Raw genomic sequence first — 23,281 nt, forward strand, 5'->3', positions numbered from 1 at the left:
ACGCCTGGCCTGAACTGCAGGTTGACAAGAAGCTGAATCAACAGCGCAAGAAAATGCAACTCACGTTTACTGATGTTGTCAGCAGCTGCGGCAACTGTTCAAAATGAATAGCGCCCTGCCAAAGCTGGTCAATGGCAGGGCTTTTCCTGGGCTTAGCAGGTTTCGGTGGCCAGGGCTTCGATCTGCTCCGATAGCTCCAGCCAGCGCTCTTCCAGTTGATCGATTTCAGCGTTGACGGCACTCAGCTGCTTGCCCGCTTCCACGATATCGCCACCGGACAGGCCAGGCGTGGCCAGCTTTTCTTCCAGCGCGCCGCGCTGGGCATTGAGCTTGGGCAGCGTCTTGTCGATCTGTTCCAGCTCTTTCTTGAAAGGCTTGGTCTTTTCGGCCAGTTGCTGGCGAGCTGCAGCAGCCAGGCGACGGGCTTCCTTGGGGTCACCCACGTCAGTGAATGATTCTGTTTTCAGAGCGTCCAGCGCTTTTGTAGAAGGGGCTTCAGGCGTATTTGGCTTGAGCTCTACCGGAGTTTGCACCGCTGGCGCGCTGTTGGCCTGCTGTTCGGCATTACGTGCTTCTTCGCGCAAGCGCTTGGACTCTTCGAGCAGATAACGCTGGTAGTCGTCCAGGTCGCCGTCGAACGGGCCGACAACGCCGCGGCCAACCATCCAGAAGTCTTCACATACGGCGCGAAGCAGGTGACGGTCGTGGGAGACCAGCATCACGGTGCCGTCGAAGTCGTTGAGCGCCATGGCCAGCGCTTCGCGCGTGGCCAGATCCAGGTGGTTGGTAGGCTCGTCCAGCAGCAGCAGATTGGGGCGTTGCCAGACGATCATGGCCAGTACCAGACGGGCTTTTTCGCCACCGCTCATGCTGCCCACAGACTGCTTGACCATGTCGCCGCTGAAGTTGAAGGTGCCCAGCCAGTTGCGCAAGTCCTGTTCACGGCTGGCGGCGGGTGCGGCAGCGCCGAGTTCCCTGGCCAGACGGGTCATATGCTCCAGCGGGTTCTCGCCGGGACGCAGCACGTCGAGTTCCTGTTGGGCAAAGTAGCCGATATTGAGACCCTTGCCTTCGGTGACGGTGCCGGCCAGCGCCTTCATCTCGCGGGCGATGGTCTTGACCAGGGTCGACTTGCCCTGGCCGTTGGCCCCGAGAATACCGATGCGCTGGCCTGCCAGCACGGAGCGGTTGACGCCCCGCAGGATGGTGGTCTGCCTGCCGTCTTCGTCCTCATAGCCGAAGCTGGCATCGGTAATCGCCAGCATGGGGTTGGGCAGATTGGCGGGTTCCTTGAATTCAAAGGTGAACTCGGCTTCGGCCAGTACCGGCCCGACCTTTTCCATGCGCTCGAGCTGCTTGACCCGGCTTTGTGCCTGCTTGGCCTTGCTGGCCTTGGCCTTGAAGCGGTCAATGAACTTCTGCAGATGGGCCATTTTTTCCTGCTGCTTGGCAAAGCTGGCCGCCTGCAGCTCCAGCTGCTGGGCACGCAGTTCTTCAAAGCGCGAGTAATTGCCGCCGTAGCGGTTGATCTGCCCGCCCTGAATCTGCAGTGTGACGTTGGTGATGGCGTCCAGGAATTCGCGGTCGTGGCTGATGACGATCATCGTGCCGCTATAGCGCTTGAGCCAGGCTTCCAGCCAGACCAGGGCATCCAGGTCCAGGTGGTTGGTGGGTTCGTCCAGCAGCAGCAGGTCGCTGGGGGCCATCAGTGCACGGGCCAGCTGCAGACGCATGCGCCAGCCGCCCGAGAAGCTGTTGACCGGGTGATCCAGCTCGGAGACCTTGAAGCCAAGACCCAGAATCAGGGCTTGCGCGCGTGATTCAGCATCATGTGCACCGGCATCGGCCAGATCCACATAGGCCTGGGCGATCTCCATACCATCGCCGGAGGCTTCGGCGGCAGCCAACTGGGCGTTCAGCTCGGCCAGGCGCGTGTCGCCATCCAGAACAAACCGGGTGGCTGATTCGTCGGTTTCCGGCATGTGCTGGGCTACCTGTGCCATGCGCCACTGAGGAGGGATGAAAAAATCACCGCCGTCTTCGCTGATGCTGCCATTGAGCAGGGCGAACAGGCTGGACTTGCCTGCACCGTTACGGCCGACAAGGCCGACGGACTCTCCCGGGTTGATGGTGGTGCTGACTTGGTCGAGCAGGACTTTGGTGCCGCGGCGCAGCGTGATGTTCTTGAGACTGATCATGACTGGGGCCGATTATCCGCGAATGCCCGCAGACCCAGGAGCTTGCGGGATTGAGCAGGCGGCAGCGTGCTCCGTTCATGTCGGCTCTGTCGGAATTCTCACACCGCTTGAAGGCCTATGCGCTTCATCATGGTTTCGGTGAATTTCAGCTCATGCTCGAACGCCTGGGTGTAGGCAGCGGAGTCCAGAATCTGCACCTTGCCGCCGTCCATCTCCAGCATCTGGCGCACCTTGGGCTGGCTCAGCACGGCAGCCATGGCATTGCGCAGCCTGGTAGTGACGGCTTGTGGTGTGTCCCTGGGCACGGACAGGCCGCCCCAGGAGCTCAGATGCACGTTCTTCACGCCGGTTTCCTCGAGCGTGGGGACCTGGGGCAGCTTGTCATTGCGTTGCTCGCCGGCGACTGCCAGCGGGATCAGCCTGCCGGCCTGCACATGGGGGTAGGCGACGGAAAAGATAGGTGCCGCAAACACCACCTGCTGGCCGAGCACTGCGTTAACCAGATCGGATGCCCCCTTGTAAGGCACATGCGTGGCCTGGATCTGCAGCGCCGAGAGCAGCAGCTCCACGCCCAGGTGCGACGGCGTGCCCACGCCGCCAGAGGCGTAGTCGATATCGCGGGATTTGCTGGCGGCGATCAGGTCGGCCAGGCTGCGCAGTCCGGAGCCGGGGTGGACCACGAGCAGAATGTCCGAGCGGGACATGCCCATTACATGCCTGAAATCCTTGAATACCTCAAAGCCCGGGTTTTTGTACATGCGCATGGCGGCTGCCATGGGCGAGCCTGAATACAGCAGGGTGTAGCCGTCTGCAGCAGCGCGAGCGACCTGGCGCGCACCGATATTGCCGCCTGCGCCGGGCCGGTTTTCGATCACCACGGGCTGGCCCAGTTGCTGGCCCAACGCCTCGGAGACGATACGCGCGGCATTGTCCGGACCGGTACCTGCCATATAGGGAACCACCCATTTGATGGGGCGGATGGGCCAGCTCTGGGCCTGGGCGGGCAGGCCCACAGCACCCAGGCCTGCGGCGCCCAGACTGGCGCCAGCCATGCGCAGCCACTGGCGGCGCTCGCTGTTGCTGACAGAGGGGTTCAAGGATTGCTTGCTCATTTTGTCTCCTGCTTTTATAGCTGCCTGGTTATGTCCCGTCAGGGCGTGAGCAGTTCCTTGGCAATGGTGTTGCGCTGGATCTCGCTGGTGCCGGTGAGCACACGGTACATGCGCAGCATGCGGAACAGAAACTCGACGCGGCGGCCCTGGACAATGCCTTCGCCGCCGTGGATCTGCACGGCGCGATCGGCGATGGCAAAGGCTTTTTCCGAGCAAAACAGCTTGCTCATCGAGGCCTGGGCGCGTGCATCAATGCCCGCATCCAGCGCGCGGGCGGTATGGATCATCAGCGCGCGGGCGGCCATCCAGTCGGTGGCCATATCGGCAAGCATGTGCTGTATGGACTGGAACTGGGCAATGCTGCGGCCAAACTGCTGGCGGCTCAGCGCATAGTCGCGCGCATCGCGTAGCGCGCACTGCGCCAGGCCCAGCATGGCGGGGCAGTGCAGCAGGCGGTTGACGGTAATGCGCCCCAGCGCAAGGCCCAGGCCGCGGCCTGGCTCGCCAATCAGCTGCGCCACGGGCACGCGCACGGAGTTCAGATGAATATCGCCGGTGTGCGACTGCCCGGCCATGGTCTTGTAGCCACTGACCACTTCCACGCCGGGTGCGGCCAGGTCGACAAAGAAGGCGCTGATCTCCCGTTCGACGCTACCCTCGGGGGCGGTGGAGGCCATGAGCACGGCAAAGTCGGCAAACGGCGATCCGGAGATAAAGCGCTTGCGGCCGGTCAGCACATAGTGCTCTCCTTCGCACACAGCCCTGGTTTGCACAGCGCCTGCATCGGATCCCGCCTGGGATTCGGTCAGGGCAAAGCAGATGGCTTTTTCGGCGCGCGCCACGGGCAAGATGAATTGCTCCATCTGAAAAGGAGTGGCCTTGCGCACCAGGGAGCCGATACGCGGCGGGCCGCTGAGCTCGCCCAGTACATGGGGGGCGAACGCTGAGCCGCTGGCATAGATGGCTTCCTTGATCAGCACCTGGTCCAGCACCGAGAGCTCTTCGCCGCCCATGGCGCTGGGCAGCGTCATGCCGTAGAAGCCCAGCTCGCGCGAACGCTTCCAGACCTGTCGTAGCAACTCCTTGCTGGCGCTGTTGTCATGGCTGATGCTGTGTTTTTGGGCCAGCTCTGCCAGCTCGCCTTGCAGGAAATCCAGCAGGGCTGCAATCAGCTCGGCCGCGCGCGGCGAGCCCTCGAACGGCATGGCAAGCAAGGCAGGGCTCGGGGATACGGCCTGCATCGGATCTTTGGCATTCATCTCAGTTCACCTTTCGGCTGTGATTGGACCAGTAGGGCGCTTGCACGGTCTTGCGCATGACCTTGCCATTCGGGTTCTTGGGCAGCTGCTGCACAAACTCGATATGGCGCGGGCGCTTGAAACCGCCCAGGCGCTCGGCGCAGAAGCGGTCGATGGCCTCGTTGATGCCCGCGTCACCAGGTGTCTGCCCCTGCCTGAGCACGATGTGGGCAGCCACGACTTCGCCCCATTTGTCGTCGGGTATGGCAAACACACAGGCGTCTTGCACCGCCGCATGCTCATGGAGCACGGCCTCCACTTCGGACGGATAGACGTTGAAGCCACCTGAAATCACCATGTCTTTCTTGCGGTCCACGATGTAGACAAAGCCTTGCTCGTCCACACGCGCCAGGTCGCCGGTGTGATAGCGGCCGTGCTTGAGCACCTCGGCCGTCAGCTCGGGGGCCCGCCAGTAACCGGCAAACACGTCGGCGCCGCTGACCACGATCTCGCCCACCTCACCCAGGGGCAGGCGCTGGCCTTCGTCATCCACCACTTCCACGCATGACTCGAGAAAAGGCCGTCCGCAGGAGGACAGCAGCTCGGGCCTGGCAGCGCGGGCATAAAGATGGTCCTGCACGGTGAGCGCGCAGACGCCCGAAGTGGTTTCGCCCGCGCCATAGCCCTGGCTGAGAACAGGCCCGAACACATCCATGGCCTGCAGAATGCGGGCCGGTGCCATGGGGGCGGCGCCATAGCCCAGGCGCAGCAGATCGGGTAGGGGACGGTAGCAGCCTGCGGTTTCTGCCAGCAGCATATTGATCATGGTCGGCACCATGAAGGTGTGTGTCACGCGCAGGCTGCGCATGTCCTGCAGAAAGCGCGCAGGCTCGAAGCCGCTGAACAGATGGATGGTGGCGCCTGTGCAAAGAGCGGGCATCAGCTGCATGCCTGAGGCATGGGTGACAGGGCCCACCAGACCCAGGGTATGACCAGGCTGCATCCCTTCGCCGCGCATCAGGAACTTGCGTAGCTGGGCCAGGCGGTTGCCGAAGGTCTGCATGGCGGCCTTGAGCGTGCCCGAAGAGCCAGAGGTGTAATGCAACACGGCCACTTCGTGTTCATGCACGGATACTGCTGAAAACTGATCTGAAGCCTTTTCCAGCAATCGCTCATAGCTATTGTTTTCATTGTCGCCGAGCAGCATCAAGCGAACCTGCGGGTTGCGTAGCTGTGCGCGGAAGCTCTCGGCACGTTCCGCCGTTGTGACGATGAGGGCTGCATCGCTGTTGTCGGCTATCTCGATCACCTCACGGGGCGACAGGCGGGCGTTGAACGGCGCCTTGATCAGACCGGCCTTGTAGCAGGCCAGCTCGATTTCGACGATTTCGGTGCAATTGGGCAGATAGATGCCCACACGGTCGCCACGCTGCAGACCCTGAGCCAGCAAGGCATTGGCAAGGCGGTTGCTGCGCTGCTCCAGCGCGGCATAGCTGAGGTTCTTGCTGGCGCTGGTCACCGCAAGGTGGTCGGCGTACAGATGGCAGCAGCGCGCAACGAGTGCACCGACATTGGATATAGGGGCACTCGGCATATGGGCCGCGGGCAAAGCAGTGGTCATGGGCAAGTCCTTGATGAAGCTGCGCCGCACCGATGTGCGGCATCTGCTCGGACTGTCCCAAAACGAAGGAGATCAAGGAAATACCGTTTGTTTATCCATTGGCATCAATATTTTTGATGGCTTGGAAAATCAACGACTTGTGCGCTACATGCCTGGTTGCAGGGTGCTGCGCTGCGGGTTTGTCCCGTACCAGGGGCACAGCTGACAGTTGGCAGCTGCATTTGCCGTGTTCACCCTGCTTGGCTGTGCTCTATGCCTCAGCGTAGTCCCAGCGGGCTGGCCAGCGGCCCTCGCCGATCATGGCCTGTACCTGCATCAGAAGGGCGTCCTGAACCACCTGTATCGCAGCATCGTGGGCGCGGCCGGGTTGGCGCGCCAGGTAGTAGCGTCGTTGCAGATCGGGGTTGCAGACTCTGGCGACGATCCAGGCGCTGCCGGCGTTCTGGGACTGCGGGTTCTCGGCCACCGAGCAGGCGGGGCTGAAGGTAAAGCCCCCGCCGCATTGATAGAGCGAGCGAATGACACGGGCCGAGTCATGTTCGTGCACGATGTTCAGACCGAGCTGCAGATCGCTGGCGGCCTGCTCCACTGTCTGGCGTATTGAAAAGCGCCGTGACTGCAGCACCAGTGGCTGTGCTGCGGCATGGGCAAAGTCCAGGCAGGGAGTGTTTTCCGCCGTGCTGTGCCTATAGAGCAGGGGCGCGACCTCGCCCTGTGCGTCATGGCCGCAGAAATAGATGGGCTCGGTGGCCATGGTCTGCACCTTCAGGCCTTGCAGACTGGCAGTGTCTACCAGAACGCCCAGATCGGCGCGACGCTCAAGCATGGCTTTTTGCACCATCAGACTGGAGTCATCGAGCACAAACACCCGTATGCGCGGGTGGCTCCGGCGCAAACCGGCAATCACCGGCCCCATAAGCAGTCCGGTCAGCAAGAACGGCATGGCAATGCTGACCGAGCCTTCCGGCCCCATGGGCAGGCGCTGCAGGCGTTCGCACATGGCGTCGGCATCGCAGAGCAGGCGGCGTGCATCCTCATATAGCTGGGTACCTGCGGGCGTGGCCGTGACTCCCGCATGGGTACGCTCCAGCAACTGGACACCGAGCTCTGACTCCAGCTTCTTGATCTGCGCCGTCAGTGCCGGCTGTGCCACATAGAGCGAATGGGCCGCCCGCGAGATCGAGCCGGCCTCCAGCACGGTGATGAAGTAGCGAAGCGCACGCAGATCCATGATTGCAACTCGAAAAATCAGCTTGAAAGCCGGTATGAAAGCCTGTAGAAGGCTATTTGAAGAATTGTTAGTCTCCTGTAATGTCGGTGTAATCTGACATGGCGTAAGGGCCAAATGTCGACAAGATGGCATATCTCTAAGTCTGAAGTCCGACAGATTAAGTATGTCGGTCCTACAACTGATGCAGCAAAACCTGTCCCTCTCTTCACATTCAACCACCCCGAGCAGAAATGGCTCTGCCCACTGGCGCATTGAAGACATTGACTTCTCTGCCATCGATCGCAGTGCCATAGAGCACAACCAGGATCTGTTCTTCTTGCTGATGAGCGCCTCGTTCATCGAAACCGGCTCGGATACCTATGCGGCCAACCTGGCCGAGCATTACGCTGCCTGGCCCGAGATCGCGGTCTGGCTCAAGGATCAATGGGAGTCCGAAGAACTGCAGCACGGACGCGCACTACGGGCCTATGTGGAAGCCGTGTGGCCGGAGTTTCCCTGGCAGCAAGCCTACGACAGCTTTTTCGCCGAATATTCGCAGCTGTGCACCATGGAGGAGCTCTACTCCGACCCTCGCCTGGAAATGGTGGCGCGCTGCGTGGTGGAGACCGGCACCACGGCCTACTATCACACCTTGCGCGAACTCAGCGACGAGCCGGTTCTGAGCGAGTTGCTGGGCAATATCCGCAACGATGAGGTCAACCACTTCAAGCATTTCCTCAAGTACTTCAAGGAGCTACAGCGGCAGTCGCCTGTGGGCCGCACGCGCATTGCCAAGGCACTGTATGGCCGCCTCAAGGAGTTGCGAGAGAGCGATTCGGATATCGCGCTGCGTCATGTCTGGGCGCACAAGGGTCCTTATTTCTCCGATAGCAGCACTCGCTTCGAAGACATGGCCCAGCGCATTTACGAGCTGGTCAGCCGTCGCCTGCCTGCCGATCTGGCCGTGCGCATGCTGCTCAAGCCCATGCTGCTGCCAGCACGCGTGGAGGGCATGGTGCGCACACCCATCTCCAAGCTGGCAACACGCATGATGTCGTACTGAGTCTTGCATGCATCCAGCACGCCGCAGCGCAAGGCGGAACTGCTGGGCACGGCGGGCTTCGAGATGGAAGAGGATCCGGGGCCTGCGCAGTTCAATGCCCGCTTCTTTGCAGGCAGGCGCGATGGCCTGCAGATTGCGGGTGGCGGTTCTCGCTATCCGAGTGCGGTAAAGCGTGCTTGAGCGCTTGTTCAAAGGCCTGCATAGAGAAAAAGGCACAAGGCTTTGAGAAGCCTGTGCCTTGGATGCGGGACGAAGAACTTACAGCTGCAAGGCGGCGGTATTGCCCTCGGACCAGTGGCGCAGCGCCTCTTCGGTAATCAGCAGCACCTGCTCGTCACCCGAGCTGGTGTCGAGCCAGAACACGGGCAGGTCGGGGAAGGCGGCATCAAAATACGGCTTTTCATTGCCGATCTCCAGCACCACCACGGCGTCCTTGTTCAGGCGCGCGGGCAGGTCCTCGAGCAGTCGGCGGATGAAGTCCATGCCGTCGGCGCCGCCGGCCAGGGCCAGCTCGGGCTCGGCCTGGTACTCGGCAGGCAGCTTGCCCATGCTGTCGGAGTTCACGTAGGGCGGGTTGCACAGCACCAGATCCCAGGGGCCGGGCACCTGGCTTATACCGTTGCTTTCCAGCAGCGTCACGCGATCTTGCAGCCCATGCTTGTCCACATTGATACGGGCGACGGCCAGGGCATCGGTCGATATATCGGCACCGGTCACCCGGACTTCAGGATAGGCCATGGCGGCAAGGCAGGCCAGGGAGCCGTTGCCGGTGCATAGGTCGAGCACCTGCACGGTCTTGTCGGACAGCCAGCCGTCGATGCTGCCATCGGCCAGCAGCTCGGCGATGAAGCTGCGCGGCACGATGGAGCGCTCGTCGATGTAGAAGGGCACGCCCACAAGCCAGGCCTCGTTCGTCAGATAGGCTGCGGGCTTGCGGCTGCGTATGCGCTCTTCAAAAAGAGTAGCTATCTGCGCTTGTGCGTCAAGAGATACAGGATGATGTGCTACAGATTCCGGAGCGCCGGGTGTGAGTTCGCTGTCCAGTGGCAGGCCCAGCTTCCAGAGCACCAGCCAGGCCGCTTCGTCCTCGGCCGTGGCCGTGCCATGGCCAAAAGCCACGCCGGCAGCTGTGAGAGCCCGAGCGCCGCTGGCAATCAGTTCGGCAACGGTGTTGCCCGAGATCAGGAGGATGCTGGTGTTGCTCATGCGGTCTGGGGTGTGGTCTGCTGGCGCTGGAGTTGTTCCAGAGTCTTGCGGTAGATGTTCTTCAGCGGCTCGATATCGGCCACGGCGATGTGTTCGTCGATCTTGTGGATGCTGGCATTGGGCGGGCCCATTTCTATGACCTGAGGGCAGATCTGGGCAATGAAGCGGCCATCGCTGGTGCCGCCTGTGGTGGACAGCTCGGTATCCAGTCCGGTTTCATCCTTGATGGCGGCCTGCACGGCCTGCACCAGGGTGCCCGGTGTGGTCAGAAAAGGCTGTCCGCCCACGGTCCAGACCAGCGAGTATTCGACGCCATGGCGGTCCAGGATTTCATGCACGCGCTTTTGCAGGGAGTCGGAACTGGACTCGGTGCAGAACCGGAAATTGAAGTCGATCACCACATGGCCGGGAATGACGTTGCTGGCGCCCGTACCGCCATGAATATTGCTGATCTGCCAGCTTGTGGGCGGGAAGAACGCATTGCCGCGGTCCCAGACCGTGGCCGCGAGCTCTGCGAGTGCGGGCAAGGCCTCGTGAATGGGGTTGCGTGCCAGTTGCGGGTAGGCGATATGGCCTTGCACACCGTTGACGGTGAGCTTGCCGCTCATGGTGCCGCGGCGGCCGTTCTTGATCATGTCGCCGGTCTGCTTGACCGAGGTGGGCTCGCCCACGATGCACCAGTCCAGGCGCTCGCCGCGCTGGCGCAGCTCTTCAACCACGACCTTGGTGCCGTCGACCGAGGGACCTTCCTCGTCGCTGGTCAGCAGCAGGGCGATGTCGAAGGCAGGCTCGGGTGTGGTCTGCAAAAACTCTTCCAGCGCCACGACAAAGGCGGCGATGGAGGTCTTCATATCGCTGGCACCACGGCCGTAGAGCTTGCCGTCGCGGTGCATGGGTACGAAAGGCGGGCTGGTCCATTCCTTGAGCGGTCCCGGTGGCACCACATCGGTATGGCCGGCAAAGACCAGCACACTCCTATCTGAATTGATAGCGCCTTGCGTAGACTGAGCAATCGCAGGAGCGCGCTTTGCCCACAGGTTTTGTACGCGGAAGTCTGCGGGGCCGCTATCCAGGCGTTCGCAGGTAAAACCCATGGGTGTCAGGGCATCGGCGAGCAGCTCAAGGCAGCCAGCATCTTCGGGGGTGACGGAGGGCAGGCTGATGAGCTGCTCGGTCAATTGCAGTGTCCGGGACATGGAGGGGGCTTCAAACTAAAACAATGCCTATGCCGCCTTGGCTGGCGGCTTCAGGCGGTTCTGACATCCAGGGTGATTTCCGTGAAAGACGGCATATCGTCATCGCCGGGCAGAATCACATCGGTGACGGCCGGGGCGTTGGCAGCAGTGGCCGCGTGGCTGACGTCATTATCCATGCGCCACATCAGATTGGTGGGCGAGTCGGCATAGGCCAGCGCTTCACTGCGCTCAATTGTGCCACTGCGCACCAGGGCCGCCAGTGCGTCCTCGAAGGTCTGCGAGCCTTCGGCCATGGATTTTTCCATGGCCTCCTTCACGCCACCGAAGTCGCCCTTGACGATCATGTCGCTGATGAGCTTGGTGTTGAGCATGACTTCCACGGCCGGCACGCGCGTGCCGGTAACGGTACGGACCAGGCGCTGAGAGATCACGGCCTTGAGCGAGGCGGCCAGCTCGCCCAACATGCTGGGGCGTACCTCCTCGGGGAAGAAGGACAGGATGCGGTTGAGCGTGTGATAGCTGTTGTTGGCATGCAGGGTTGCCAGGCACAGATGGCCGGACTGGGCATAGGCCAGTGCGGCCGACATGGTCTCGCGGTCGCGGATTTCGCCGATCAGAATCACATCGGGTGCCTGACGTAGCGCATTCTTGAGTGCGGTTGCAAGGGTACTGGTATCGGTGCCGACCTCACGCTGGTTGACGATGGATTTCTTGTTGCGAAACTGGTATTCGACGGGGTCTTCCACCGTGAGGATATGGCCAGTGAGCGTTTCGTTGCGCTCGTCGATCATGGTCGCCAGTGTCGTGCTCTTGCCCGAGCCCGTGGCGCCAACGACAAGCACCAGGCCGCGCTTTTCCATGACTAGTTCGCTGACAATGGACGGCAGGTTAAGGCTGTCACGCGAGGGCACCTGCTGCGAGATGAAGCGCACGACAACTGCGTAGGAGCCACGCTGGCGCATGGCGCTGATACGAAAACGCCCTATGCCGCTCATGGGAATGGCCATGTTCAGCTCGCCCGTCTGCTTGAGCTCCTCTATGGCTTCCGGCTTGACGACTTCGGAGAGCAAGGCCAGCGGAGCTTCGACCGGCAACTCCTGATTGTTGATGGGGATGCAGATACCGTTGATCTTGATCAGCGCCGGCGCACGGGCGGAGAGATAGACGTCCGAGGCCTTTTTCTCGGACATCAGACGCAGAATTTTTTCCATGGTGCTCATTTTTTCTTCATCCTTTTTCGCTCAGCCTCTCTATGCACGCATGTTAGCGTGTGTCAACTCGGTGCAGGTCGCGCGTGATGCGCAAAGCTGATTTCCAGCATGAAAAAAGCCTGCACGCTTGGGAGCGGGCAGGCTTGTGAGCGGGGGCGGCCATGGCGGTGTCTGCATCAAGGCAGAGCAGGCGTGGCCAGGCTCCCATCAGTCGCGCAGCAGGTCGTTGATGCTGGTCTTGGAGCGGGTCTGTGCATCCACGCGCTTGACGATGATGGCGGCATACATGGAGTAGTCCTTGCCATCCTTGGTCTGCTTGGGGATGTTGCCGCTGACCACCACCGATCCGCTGGGCACGCGGCCGTAGGTGATTTCGCCGGTTTCGCGGTTGAACAGAGGGGTGGACTGGCCGATGTACACGCCCATGCCGAGAACGGAGTTTTCTTCCACGATCACGCCTTCGACGACTTCGGAGCGGGCGCCGATGAAGCAGTTGTCTTCGATGATGGTGGGGTTGGCTTGCAGGGGCTCGAGCACGCCGCCCAGGCCCACGCCGCCGGACAGGTGCACGTTCTTGCCGACTTGAGCGCAGGAGCCCACGGTGGCCCAGGTGTCGACCATGGTGCCTTCGTCCACATAGGCGCCGATGTTCACATAGGAAGGCATCAGGATGGCGCCCTTGGCGATGAAGGAGCCGCGACGAGCCACGGCAGGAGGCACCACGCGCACGCCGGTGGCGGCGATCTCAGCCTCGCTCATGCCTTCGAACTTGGTGGGTACCTTGTCGAAGAAGTTCAGGGCGCCGCCGTTGATCAGCGCATTGTCCTTGAGACGGAAGGACAGCAGCACGGCCTTCTTGATCCACTGGTGCACGGTCCACTGGCCCACGCCTTCGCGGCTGGCCACGCGCAGCTTGCCGTCATTGAGTTCGGCAATCACGTGCTCCACGGCATCCACCACTTCCTTGGGGGCGGCGGAAGGCGAAATAGTGGCACGGTTGTCCCAGGCGTTGTCGATGATGGATTGCAGTTGTTGCGTCATGATGTTTTCGGTCAAAGATCGAAAGTTGAGGTGAATCGTTGAGTCATAAAGGCCTGCACCGGGCAGGCCCTGGGGTGGAAATCAGCGTATGCGCGACTCGATGAACCGGGCAATGCGCTGAGCGGCTTCAAGGCATTCTGCCGTCTCGGCCACCAGAGCCATGCGAATGCGGTTGGCTCCGGGGTTGAAGCCATGGGCCTCACGTGCCAGATAGCTTCCCGGTAAAACCGTCACGCCTGTATGAATATACAGCTCTCTGGCGAATTGTGCATCATCCATACCCAGTTGCGGCGGAATGCCGGCCCAGAGATAGAAGCTGGCATCGGGCAGCTTCACATCCATGACCCTGGACAGCACGGGCGTGACCTGGGCAAACTTCTCGCGGTAGAGACGGCGATTTTCCTGCACATGGGCCTCGTCACCCCAGGCGGCAATCGATGCCGTCTGGACCACGGGGCTCATGGCGCCGCCGTGATAGGTGCGGTAGAGCAGGAAGGACTTGAGCAGGGCCGCGTCGCCTGCCACAAAGCCGCTGCGCAGTCCGGGCACATTGCTGCGCTTGGACAGGCTGGTGAACATCACCAGATTCTTGAAATCATGGCGACCGAGCTTTTGTGCCGCTTCCAGGCCGCCCAGCGGAGCTTCCTCCTGGAAGTAGATCTCGCTGTAGCACTCGTCGCTGGCAATCACAAAGCCATGCTTGTCGGACAGGGCGAACAGCTTCTCCCATTCGCCCAGTGGCATCACGGCGCCCGTGGGGTTGCCGGGAGAGCAGACAAAAATCATCTGCGTGTTCTGCCATACCTCCTCGGGCACGGCATCCCAGTTCACGGCGAAGTTGCGCGCGGCATCACTGGCGGCGTAATAGGGTGTGGCCCCGGCTAGCAGCGTTGCACCTTCGTAGATTTGATAGAAGGGATTGGGGCAGATGACGCGCGCACCGGCTCGGGTGCTGTCCACCACCACCTGGGTAAAGGCAAACAGGGCTTCACGCGAGCCATTGACGGGCAGAACCTGGGTCGCTGCATCGAGTTCTACGCCATAGCGCCGGTTGGCCCATTGCGCACAGGCCTGGCGCAGCGCTGGCAGACCGGCGGTGGCGGGGTAAACGGACAGGCCCTGGAGTTCGCTGCTCAGTGCTTTTTCAATGAACGCCGGCGTGGCGTGGCGCGGCTCTCCGATGCCCAGGCTGATGGGGCGCAGGCCCTCTGGCGGCTGGGCAGAGGCAAACAGTTGGCGAAGGCGTTCAAACGGATAAGGCTGTAAGCGCGAGAGCAGGGGATTCATAGTGAGACATTATGGGCTGATGCCATTTTCGCATGAGAAAACAGTGCTCATGGTTTCGATTTTGCGGGTTTGCAGGCACCGTAAATTGCAATTTGTTACGTAAGCTGGATGACAGAGCAAAGGGCTACCGTGAGCAGGCTGCAAGCTCAGCAAACGAAGTCGACCACAAAAAACGAATGGAGACAGGCAATGCAAAAGCGCATCTTGCCCGACAAAAAAAACCGCGTACGAATGAGGAATTCCGGATGGCTGTGCTTGGGGTTGCCATGGCTGCTGGCCGGGCCTGTTTTGCCCGTGCTGGGCCTGAGCGGAACATGGCAGCTGGGCTGGTTGCTGCTGTGGATCATGGGAGTGCTGTTGTGGGTCGGTGCTCTTCACAAGAGCTGGCAGCAGCAGTGGCAGGACATGCAGCTGGCGCTGGAAAAAGTCGCCCATGGCGACCTGAGTATGAGCGCAGCCAAAGGGGCGCAAGCGGCTGCGGCGACATCGGGCCTGACCGAGTCCATGGTGCATGCGTTGTCGGCCATGGTGGCCGATGTGCGCAGCAACGCGGCCCTGGTGGCCCAGGCTGGACAGGGCATGGTCAAGGACCATCAGGCCCTGTCTGAACGAACCGAGATGCAGGCGAGCAATCTCGCGCAGACGGTGGTCAGTGTCGAGCAGCTCAGCGCAGCGGTTCAGCACAGCGCCGAGGTGAGCAAGGCAGCCCATGGTCGTGCCGACGGCGTGCGCTCGGCCGCCGATCAGGGCGCCCAAGCCATGCAGCATGCTGTGCAGTCGGTGGAGCTGATCGAGCGCAATGCCGGGCGCATGCGGGAAATCATTGGGGTGATAGACGGCATTGCCTTTCAGACCAATATTCTGGCCCTCAATGCGGCCGTGGAGGCCGCCAGGGCCGGTGAGCAGGGGCGCGGCTTTGCCGTCGTGGCCAGCGAGGTGCGTACGCTGGCGCAGCGCAGCGCCGAAGCTGCCAAGGAGATACGCCAGCTGATCGGCGAGACAGTGCAGCAGGTGAGCCAGAGCACGCAGCTGCTGCGCAACGCCGTCGAGCAGACTCAAGGGGTGACGAGGGCCATCCATGATGTGGTCAGTCATATGGGGACGCTCTCGGACTCGGCCAGCAGCCAGAGCACGGGGCTTCAGGAAATCAGCAATGCCGTGCACCAGATCGATGAAATCACCCAGCACAATGCCCAGATGGTCGGTCAGGCGCTGCAGCAGGCCCGCGAGCTGCAGCTGCGTGCCCAGCACCTGTCGGACGCCGTGTCGCGCTTCAGATTGCAGCAGGGAACGGCCGAGGAGGCCGTGGCCCTGGTGCAGGCAACCATGCGGCAAGCCAAAAGCTCGTCCAGTGTCGCCAGCCTGCTGCAGACCGTGACCGATCCTGAGCAGCCATTCCACGACCGCGACATGTATGTGTTCGCTCTGTCCTCGGAAGGGGAGTACCGTGCCTTCGGCGGCAATCCCGCCAAGGTGGGGCTGCGCGTGCAGGATGTGCCCGGCATCGACGGCGACAGCCTGATGGCTGACATCATGGCTCAGGCCGAGTTGCGCCCGGGTTGGGTCGAGTATGACTACATCAACCCCAGCAACCAGCAGGTGCAGACCAAGATGTCCTATGTCTGCAAGCATGCAGGCCTGTACTGGGGCTGCGGCGTCTACAAAAGCCTGGTCAGCGCCTAGTGAGACCCCGAGAGAGCTTTGCAGCCCAAGAGATGCTATTGAATCAAGAGCTGCTGGCGCTTTTTGCATGAGCGATAGCGGCTTATTCGGTATCAATTCTGGGCGCGCTGAGCCTTGGCCTTGGCCAGAATAGCGGCAATCGCAGCCTTTTTGTCGGGTGCTGGCGCTGCCGTCGTGACGGCCTGAGCACCGGCTTCTGCCGCGGGAGGCTGTGCCGTGGTGCGCACCGGCGCATTGGCCTTGCGACCCGTGCGCTGCAGATGCACGCCATAGCGGTGGCGGGCATGCTCGGCCTGGGCAGCGCTCCAGGCTGACCAGCCCGTGGCCTCCGCACTGGCATTGACCAGTTCTATGCAATCGACCGGACAGACGGGAATGCACAGCTCGCAGCCCGTGCAATGCTCGGCAATCACGGAGTGCATGCGCTTGTTGGCACCCAGAATCGCGTCGGTGGGACAGGCCTTGATGCACAACGTGCAGCCTATGCACCAGGCTTCGTCGATCAGGGCCAGGGTGCGCGGGGTTTCGATGCCATTTGCGGCGTTGAGCGGCAACTCCGGCCTGTCGGTGATGGACGCCAGGCGGCGCACGCCTTCCTGGCCACCGGGTGGGCATTGATTGATGGCGGCTTCTCCGCTAGCAATGGCCTTGGCATAGGACGCGCAATCGGGATAACCGCAGCGCGTGCACTGTGTCTGGGGCAGGGCTGCATCGATGTTCGCAGCCAGTGCTTGAAGCGAAGAGGCTGCGGACATGGATGAGTTCATTCTGGTCTGGCGAGCCTTTACGCCCTGGCGCGGTGGGGGCCGCGTCCTTTCTGGGCAGGGGCGCTATTTTGACCTGTTTTCAGGGTCTTGGCAGACTTGTCGGCATGGGCCTCGTTGCTTTCCAGCTCGGCTCCGTCGTCACTGACGCTGCTCAGATGGCCTGCTGCGCTGGCGGCTGTCGCGCTTGCGGGCTGGTGGGACAGGATGAAGTCGCGCACCTGCGGGTAGACGGTCTTGCGCCAGCGGCTGCCGCTGAAGATGCCGTAATGGCCTGCACCTTGGACTTCGATATGCTGGCGCGCCTCGGCAGCGATGCCGGCACACAGATCATGGGCGGCGCGGGTCTGGCCTGCGCCCGAGATATCGTCGAGCTCGCCTTCCACGGTCAGCAAGGCTGTGTGGCGGATATCCTGAGGACGCACCAGCTCGGGCTGGCCCTGCTCGTTTTTGACTTCCCAGGTGCCCTTGACCAGCTTGTACTCCTGAAACACGGTGGCGATGGTCTCCAGATAGTAGTCGGCATCCATGTCCAGCACGGCGTTGTACTCGTCATAGAACTTGCGGTGGTGCTCGGCGCTGGCCTCGTCACCTTTGATCAGATCCTTGAAATAGTCGTAATGGCTGTTGGCATGGCGGTCAGGATTCATGGCCACAAAGCCCGAGTACTGCAAAAAGCCGGGATAGACGCGGCGGCCGGCACCGGGGTAATTGTTCGGTACCTCGTAGATGACGTTGTTCTCGAACCATTCGTAGCTGCGGGTTTCGGCCAGGTTGTTGACGGCCGTCGGTGAGCGGCGCGCATCAATGGGGCCGCCCATCATGGTCATGGACAGCGGCGTCACCTCGCCACGGCTGGCCATCAGCGAGACGGCCGCCAGCACGGGCACCGTGGGCTGGCAGACGCTGACCACATGACACTGACCATAGCGCCCTTGCAGATAGCGAATGAACTCTTGCACATAGTTCACATAGTCGTCCAGATGGAACTCGCCCTCGGACAGCGGCACGGTACGGGCATTTTTCCAGTCGGTGATATAGACCTTGTGGCCTCCGAGCATGCTTTGCACGGTGTCGCGCAGCAAGGTGGCATAGTGGCCCGAGAGGGGGGCAACGATCAGCACCACGGGCTGGCTGAGCATGAGATCCAGTGTTTCTGGATCGTCGGAAAAGCGCTTGAAGCGGCGCAGCTCACAAAACGGCTTGTCGACCTCCACCCGCTCGCGGATGGTGACATCCACGCCGTTGACTTCGACGTTATGCAGATCGAATTCGGGCTTTTCGTAGTCCTTGCCCAAGCGGTACATGAGGTTGAAGCCCGCTGCCATGCGCTGGGCCAGTGGCACCTGGCTGAAGACCGAGTGGGGGTTGTTGTAGAACTTGGAGGCGGCCTGGGCAAAGTCTGCAAAGGGCTCAACCATTGCGCGTTGCATTTCGTAGATCTGATAGAGCATGGGACGCACTTCTGCGGGTTATGTTGCAGTGCAATATAACAGCAGAGTTTGACATGCGAAGTAGTGAATTCCCTTCAAACCGCGCAACTGCGGGGATTGCGCAACGCATGCCGGACTTGACCGCGCTTGAAAGTAAAAAAGCTGACCGAAGCCAGCTTTTTCATGCAGCGTCAAAGCATCTGCTCTGCGGGTTCCGGCAGGATCTCGTTCGGCTTGGTGCGGGCCAGCTTCATGACCTCGTGCGCAGGCAGGGTCTTGAGACGGTGATCGCTCCAGACCTGGCGCCAGCGGCGCGCACCGGCGAGGCCGTTGCGCAGCCCCAGCATATGCCGGGCAATCGAATACCAGTGCGTGCCATGCTCGCGTGCTTCGCGTTCCATATACAGCACCATCTGCTCTTCGATCTGCTCGCGCGTACGCTCCCTGCTCTCATCCTGATAGTAAAGAGCATCCCAGGACGCCATCCACCAGGGGTTGTGGTAGGCCTCGCGGCCCACCATGACGCCATCGACCTGCTGCAATTGCTGCTGTACCACGTCATCGGTCTTGATGCCGCCGTTGACAGCGATGGTCAGGCCCGGAAAGTCACGCTTGAGTTGTGCGACGACTTCGTAGCGCAGCGGCGGGATTTCACGGTTTTCCTTGGGGGAGAGGCCTTTGAGCCAGGCGTTGCGGGCATGAACCACAAACACCTGGCAGCCTGCATCGGCAACGGTGCCGACGAAGTCGCGCACAAAATCGTAGCTTTCGATCTTGTCGATGCCGATTCGGTGCTTGACAGTGACGGGCACGGACACCACATCGGCCATGGCCTTGACGCAATCGGCTACCAGTGCGGCCTCGTTCATCAGGCAGGCGCCGAAAGCCCCACGCTGAACGCGCTCGCTGGGGCAGCCGCAGTTGAGATTGATCTCGTCATAGCCCCATTGCTCGCCCAGGCGTGCACTGTGCGCCAGATCTGCTGGCTCCGAGCCACCCAATTGCAATGCCACGGGGTGCTCTTCGGCCTCAAACCGCAGATGACGAGCCACGTCGCCATGCACCAGAGCTCCGGTCGTCACCATTTCGGTGTAGAGCAGGGTGTGCTGGCTGAGCAGGCGGTGGAAGTAGCGGCAATGCTTGTCTGTCCAGTCCATCATTGGCGCCACCGACATGCGCCACATGCTGCTATCTAGTTGTTTTTTAATGGTTTGTTCGGTGCTCATACTATGAAAAGTGCCTTGTGGTGCACTGAAAATTGACCCTGTCTTACCCCGTTTTTCCGGGTTTTTTGATGCTGAATGCTACATTGGTGCACCACGAATTTCATGGAGCACTGATGGGAACCATCACCCAACGAAAGAGTGCCAAGGGTGTCATATCGTTCCAGCTCATATCCGTCTGAAGGAAGGCGGATAGCTGACTCTTTCCGAGTCCAAGGCGCTCACCCGGCGTGCTCTTGCCCAGAAATGGTTGCGGAGACGTGAAGCAGAAATCGAGGAGGCCCAAGCGACAGGCCTGCCTGTTCAAGGTCTCGTCACCCTCAAGCAGATACTGCAGGATTATGTCAGCGATGCAAAAGGCATCCTGGCATGGGGGCGGTCCAAGACGGCCGACATCACCCGGCTGCAGAAGGCCAAGCCCCGGCACCTGCGAGCCGTCGACTTCATCGAGTACGCCAGGTGGCGGGCCCGGCCACAGTGCTCAACGATATCGTCTGGTTGCGCCAGGCCTGCCTGGGCGCCGTGGCGCGCTAGGGCATGCACAAGCTGGTGCAGGAGCTGGACGCTCTGCTGCGGCTCAAGATCATCTCCAAGCACGGCACGCGAGCTATTTTTGCTGGACTTGGAAGAAAAGAAGGAAGCTGCAGGCAGTTGACTGACCACTGCGCCAGCAGGGTGCAGTGCCTACAGGTCTGCTTGATGGGTAACAAGATCTAGTTGCTGTTTAAGGGGGCTTGACCGCGCCGGCTATCTCATAGCGGAGTGCAGTTCAAGAAAGACCTGCACTCCCACTAAGCCGGCTGCATTTCTCCAGTCTCTGATTGACTATAGACAGCCACACGGTTTCTTCCTTCACGCTTGGCCTTGTAGAGCATCTCGTCGGCGTATTTGATAACCGTTGGGATGTCGGAAGAGCTGTTCGGCCAGCTTGCCACACCTAGGGAAATGGTGATGTGGCCAACGCCTTCAAACACTGCTGCTTCCACTTGCTTGCGCAAGCGCTCTGCGACTTGAACTGCGGTCGTTTCGCTGGTTCGAGGCAAGACGATTAAGAATTCTTCACCGCCAACACGGCAAGGTAAGTCATCTGCGCGTGAGACAGATTTCATCTGCTTGGCCAGGTCACGCAAGACGATGTCACCTGCATCATGCCCAAAGGTGTCGTTGACCTTCTTGAAGTGGTCGATGTCGATAGATACCACTGAGAAAATCTGGCTGGAAGCTTCGAGCTTTTGCAATGCAGCTTCCAGGCTTCGACGATTGCCAAGCTTGGTCAAAGGATCAGTCTTAACATCATCCTGAAGTTTTTGTATGTTTCTATTGAGCAAGGAAATGCCAATTAACATGGCTTTTTTCAACTCATAGGACTCTATATACCACGATTTTACTTTCTGTATGTTCTTCTCTGTTTCCGGGTGGTCTATGTTTTTTGCACCTTCAGACAGTAATTGCAGCGGTTTTGCAATTCTGTTAGCGCACCAACAGATCAGAAATACAGAAATTACCGCTATAGGTAGCGTCTTAAGAATTACTTGCTTCATCAGCGAGTCCAATGGAGCAAGGGTTGCCGACAGGGGTCTTTGTGCAACGACTCCCCAGTTCGTAGTGGGAATGATTGCATAGCCTGAAATCATCTCAACCCCACGAGTATTCTTAACGATCTGGCTGCCAGACTCACCATTATGAATTTTCTCGGTGACTTCATTGCCGCTCACGAGTGTTCCTACTCGATTTTGGTCAGGATGATAGACAAGCTTTTTGTTCTGATCGACAATATACAGGTATGAGCCATCTTTGTGATAGTGCGTGCCAAGCAGATGGTTGAGGATGCTCTGTTGGTTGAGGTAGATCGTTCCTCCAACCATGCCTAAATAGTTGCCAGATGGGTCGTGGATGGGATGAGAGATGAATACCAGCAAATTTCCGATGGTGGAGATATATGAGTCACTAATTAGCGGTTTCTGCGTTTTTATCGATTCAACGATGCCTGGTGTTGCGAGAGTTCTTCCCGTGAGTTTCAGCGTTTCAGGTGAAGAAGCTAGCACACTATAGCGAGCATCAACTATAAGAATAGAGTTGAAGCTTTCTGTCTGAGTTTTCAGTCTTTCTGACTCTGATTTTAATACTTCGATGTCATTGAAGTTTTTTGATAAATAGACCGAGCTTGCCGCGAGCTGTTGTTGAGCAGCCCTAAGAAAGTCATCGGTGCTCTTTGCCAGTTTTGTTGCGTAGACGAAATTCCCGTTCAGATTTTCATCTATGAGTTGCTGGCGTTGAACTGTATAGGCTGCGTAGAATGTATTAACTAAAGAGATAAATGCGCTGGCAACCGTGAGCAATAGGATCAAACGCCTAATATCCATTTTGCAAAAAATCTTGCTTATATTGAATTTCACAGAGTTCCTAAAAAATAAATTCTAATAAAAACTATCGATCTTCATCAATTAATTTGTTTATTTTACTTTTGCATGAGAATTTCCTGGGGTTAGTACCTGTGTAAAAAGTGCAGGCACTATTGACAGGCCCATTTCCCGGCAGCTGCAGGCAACGTTGGCAAGTTGCTATACGGCTTCGCTGCCGCCATGCGTGATTGCTTAGATCAATCTGCGGTGTTTGTAGCTGCTCAAGAATGCGAGGCTTCGAAGTCAACACCGAACAGCTCGCCGCTGCTGTTCTGCCTGAACCTTCTTTTGATCGAGGTAGGTAGCCAGCTTGCTCGCATCCATAGATCATTGGCTCTTGTTGGACCCCAGCCGATAAGCAGACACAGGCAATGCCTGCTTGGCCGGTGCCTGACCGGTGTGCTGGGCGGCCTCGGCCTTCATTTCGACCTGCACCTGGTTCCGGATGCCTGCCAGGTGCAGGTCGGCCAGGTTCTGCAGCTCTTGCAGGTAGCGGAACTCTTCGGGCGAGTCTGTCGACAGATCCTGGGTGCAGACCATCTGCATCATGGCAATGAGGAAGGCGGGCATCGACACCAAGAAGCTCGGGAGCATCGTCAGACCTTGCCATCGAGTGACTGGAAACCGGCGCGACTTGGTCGAGGGTGCCGGCTGGGAGAGGTTGTTTGTGGCCATCGACGACCACGCGCGCATCGACTTCACCGCCATGCATAGCGAGGAGAAGAAGCACGAAGCCGTCCACAACGCGGTGGCGTACTACGCGGGGCTGGGCGTACGCATCACGCCTGCTGACTGACAACGGTGTACCCTTCCGGTCCAGGGAGTTTGCTGCTGCCCGCAAAGCCTTGGGCGTGCAGCACAAATTCACCAGACCGTACCGGCCGCAGACCAACGGCAAGGCCGAGCGGTTCATCCAGTCAGCGCTACGCGAGTGGACCTATGACTGGACGTACCAGAACTCAGCTGAGCGGCCCCATGCTCTGGCGAGCTGGCAGCACTACGACAACTGGCACAGGCCGCACAGCGGCATCGGTCACATCGCTCCGATGTCCAGGCTCAAATCTACAAATAACCTCTTGACGGATCACAGCTAGCGGACCGAAGAGGGGACAGGCTTGTCCAAGGTACTCAATGACATTGTCTGGTTGCGCCAGGCCTGCCTGGGGGCGTGGCACGCTATGGCATGCACAAGCTGGTGCAGGAGCTGCAGAGGCTGTAGATCATTTGCCGTTTGAGAGGTGATCTTGCAAGGTGAGACGACGAATTAGAGCTGCTTAGATTGATTTCTCGAGGGCTGCTCAGTTCAAGAGCTGTAGAAGACTCCTGGCGGTCATGTAAGCTGGCTTTTGGAGGACAGTAGTGAACCTCTATTGATGACTTCCAAGAGTATGCG

The 23,281-nt window shown here is 59.9% G+C and carries 20 protein-coding genes and 1 pseudogene; 6 read left to right on the forward strand and 15 right to left on the reverse strand.

Annotated features, from left to right (window positions below; translation table 11 throughout):
- Positions 1–152 precede the first annotated feature (152 nt).
- The 4 genes from EIC84_RS21085 to EIC84_RS21100 all read right to left on the reverse strand — a co-directional run bounded on the left by EIC84_RS21085 (position 153) and on the right by EIC84_RS21100 (position 6,169).
- Positions 153–2,198 (reverse strand): ABC-F family ATP-binding cassette domain-containing protein, encoded by a 2,046-nt coding sequence (locus EIC84_RS21085; RefSeq protein ID WP_003064984.1) that lies wholly within the window; start codon positions 2,196–2,198, stop codon positions 153–155.
- A gap of 98 nt (positions 2,199–2,296) precedes the next feature.
- Positions 2,297–3,310: a tripartite tricarboxylate transporter substrate binding protein gene (locus EIC84_RS21090; RefSeq protein ID WP_003064986.1), complete on the reverse strand. Its 1,014-nt coding sequence runs from the start codon at positions 3,308–3,310 to the stop codon at positions 2,297–2,299.
- A 38-nt stretch (positions 3,311–3,348) separates the two neighbouring features.
- A complete protein-coding gene (locus EIC84_RS21095; protein WP_003064989.1) occupies positions 3,349–4,569 on the reverse strand; it encodes an acyl-CoA dehydrogenase family protein in 1,221 nt (406 codons plus the stop codon).
- Between the two features lies 1 nt (position 4,570).
- Complete coding sequence (locus EIC84_RS21100; protein WP_034362036.1) at positions 4,571–6,169, reverse strand: class I adenylate-forming enzyme family protein; 1,599 nt, start codon at positions 6,167–6,169, stop codon at positions 4,571–4,573.
- Here EIC84_RS21100 and EIC84_RS21105 point away from each other — a divergent pair.
- On the forward strand, positions 6,168–6,374 hold the full coding sequence (locus tag EIC84_RS21105; protein WP_131361316.1) for a hypothetical protein: 207 nt from the start codon (positions 6,168–6,170) through the stop codon (positions 6,372–6,374). The genes EIC84_RS21100 and EIC84_RS21105 overlap by 2 nt on opposite strands.
- 45 nt (positions 6,375–6,419) lie before the next feature.
- Here EIC84_RS21105 and EIC84_RS21110 read toward each other — a convergent pair whose 3' ends face one another.
- Positions 6,420–7,400: a LysR family transcriptional regulator gene (locus EIC84_RS21110; RefSeq protein WP_003064993.1), complete on the reverse strand. Its 981-nt coding sequence runs from the start codon at positions 7,398–7,400 to the stop codon at positions 6,420–6,422.
- Between the two features lie 181 nt (positions 7,401–7,581).
- Here EIC84_RS21110 and EIC84_RS21115 point away from each other — a divergent pair, with 181 nt between their 5' ends.
- Positions 7,582–8,442, forward strand: coding sequence for a ferritin-like domain-containing protein (locus EIC84_RS21115; RefSeq protein ID WP_034361984.1), 861 nt, complete (start codon positions 7,582–7,584; stop codon positions 8,440–8,442).
- Positions 8,443–8,445: 3 nt separating this feature from the next.
- Positions 8,446–8,622, forward strand: coding sequence for a hypothetical protein (locus tag EIC84_RS26055; RefSeq protein WP_003064997.1), 177 nt, complete (start codon positions 8,446–8,448; stop codon positions 8,620–8,622).
- 78 nt (positions 8,623–8,700) lie between these two features.
- On the opposite strand, the gene prmB is transcribed toward EIC84_RS26055, so the two are convergent.
- From prmB to dapC, 5 genes are all read right to left on the reverse strand, one after another.
- A complete protein-coding gene (prmB, locus tag EIC84_RS21120; protein ID WP_003064999.1) occupies positions 8,701–9,648 on the reverse strand; it encodes a 50S ribosomal protein L3 N(5)-glutamine methyltransferase in 948 nt (315 codons plus the stop codon).
- Complete coding sequence (gene dapE, locus EIC84_RS21125) at positions 9,645–10,844, reverse strand: succinyl-diaminopimelate desuccinylase (RefSeq protein ID WP_003065000.1); 1,200 nt, start codon at positions 10,842–10,844, stop codon at positions 9,645–9,647. Before dapE ends, prmB begins: the two co-directional genes overlap by 4 nt.
- Positions 10,845–10,894: 50 nt before the next feature.
- A complete protein-coding gene (locus tag EIC84_RS21130; RefSeq protein ID WP_003065002.1) occupies positions 10,895–12,064 on the reverse strand; it encodes a PilT/PilU family type 4a pilus ATPase in 1,170 nt (389 codons plus the stop codon).
- A 198-nt stretch (positions 12,065–12,262) separates the two neighbouring features.
- Positions 12,263–13,096 (reverse strand): 2,3,4,5-tetrahydropyridine-2,6-dicarboxylate N-succinyltransferase, encoded by an 834-nt coding sequence (gene dapD / locus EIC84_RS21135; protein WP_003065004.1) that lies wholly within the window; start codon positions 13,094–13,096, stop codon positions 12,263–12,265.
- Between the two features lie 81 nt (positions 13,097–13,177).
- Positions 13,178–14,383 carry a succinyldiaminopimelate transaminase gene (dapC, locus tag EIC84_RS21140; RefSeq protein ID WP_003065006.1) on the reverse strand — a complete coding sequence of 402 codons (1,206 nt, stop codon included), beginning with the start codon at positions 14,381–14,383 and terminating at the stop codon, positions 13,178–13,180.
- Between the two features lie 189 nt (positions 14,384–14,572).
- Between dapC and EIC84_RS21145 the strand changes: the two genes are divergently transcribed.
- Positions 14,573–16,066, forward strand: a complete 1,494-nt coding sequence (locus EIC84_RS21145) for a methyl-accepting chemotaxis protein (protein WP_003065008.1) — start codon at positions 14,573–14,575, stop codon at positions 16,064–16,066.
- Between the two features lie 92 nt (positions 16,067–16,158).
- On the opposite strand, the gene EIC84_RS21150 is transcribed toward EIC84_RS21145, so the two are convergent.
- The 3 genes from EIC84_RS21150 to dusA form a co-directional block, all read right to left on the reverse strand.
- Complete coding sequence (locus EIC84_RS21150) at positions 16,159–16,821, reverse strand: RnfABCDGE type electron transport complex subunit B (protein WP_003065010.1); 663 nt, start codon at positions 16,819–16,821, stop codon at positions 16,159–16,161.
- A gap of 29 nt (positions 16,822–16,850) precedes the next feature.
- Positions 16,851–18,284, reverse strand: coding sequence for a polyhydroxyalkanoate depolymerase (locus tag EIC84_RS21155; RefSeq protein WP_003065012.1), 1,434 nt, complete (start codon positions 18,282–18,284; stop codon positions 16,851–16,853).
- Positions 18,285–18,454: 170 nt separating this feature from the next.
- On the reverse strand, positions 18,455–19,489 hold the full coding sequence (dusA, locus tag EIC84_RS21160) for a tRNA dihydrouridine(20/20a) synthase DusA (RefSeq protein ID WP_080554132.1): 1,035 nt from the start codon (positions 19,487–19,489) through the stop codon (positions 18,455–18,457).
- A gap of 366 nt (positions 19,490–19,855) precedes the next feature.
- On the opposite strand from dusA, the gene EIC84_RS26060 reads away from it, so the two are divergent.
- Positions 19,856–20,020, forward strand: a complete 165-nt coding sequence (locus EIC84_RS26060) for a hypothetical protein (protein WP_160162811.1) — start codon at positions 19,856–19,858, stop codon at positions 20,018–20,020.
- A gap of 257 nt (positions 20,021–20,277) precedes the next feature.
- Here the strand turns inward: EIC84_RS26060 and EIC84_RS21165 are convergent, their stop codons facing one another.
- Together EIC84_RS21165 and EIC84_RS21170 are read right to left on the reverse strand one after the other, a co-directional pair.
- Positions 20,278–21,882 (reverse strand): sensor domain-containing diguanylate cyclase, encoded by a 1,605-nt coding sequence (locus tag EIC84_RS21165; protein WP_003065020.1) that lies wholly within the window; start codon positions 21,880–21,882, stop codon positions 20,278–20,280.
- 333 nt (positions 21,883–22,215) lie between these two features.
- Positions 22,216–22,458, reverse strand: a complete 243-nt coding sequence (locus EIC84_RS21170) for a hypothetical protein (protein ID WP_003065021.1) — start codon at positions 22,456–22,458, stop codon at positions 22,216–22,218.
- On the opposite strand from EIC84_RS21170, the pseudogene EIC84_RS21175 reads away from it, so the two are divergent.
- A pseudogene (locus EIC84_RS21175) lies at positions 22,457–22,982 on the forward strand (integrase core domain-containing protein); the annotation flags it as partial. The gene EIC84_RS21170 and the pseudogene EIC84_RS21175 overlap by 2 nt on opposite strands.
- Positions 22,983–23,281 lie beyond the last annotated feature (299 nt).

This window comes from Comamonas sp. A23 (assembly GCF_004522605.1).
Taxonomy (GTDB): Bacteria; Pseudomonadota; Gammaproteobacteria; order Burkholderiales; family Burkholderiaceae_C; genus Comamonas; species Comamonas thiooxydans.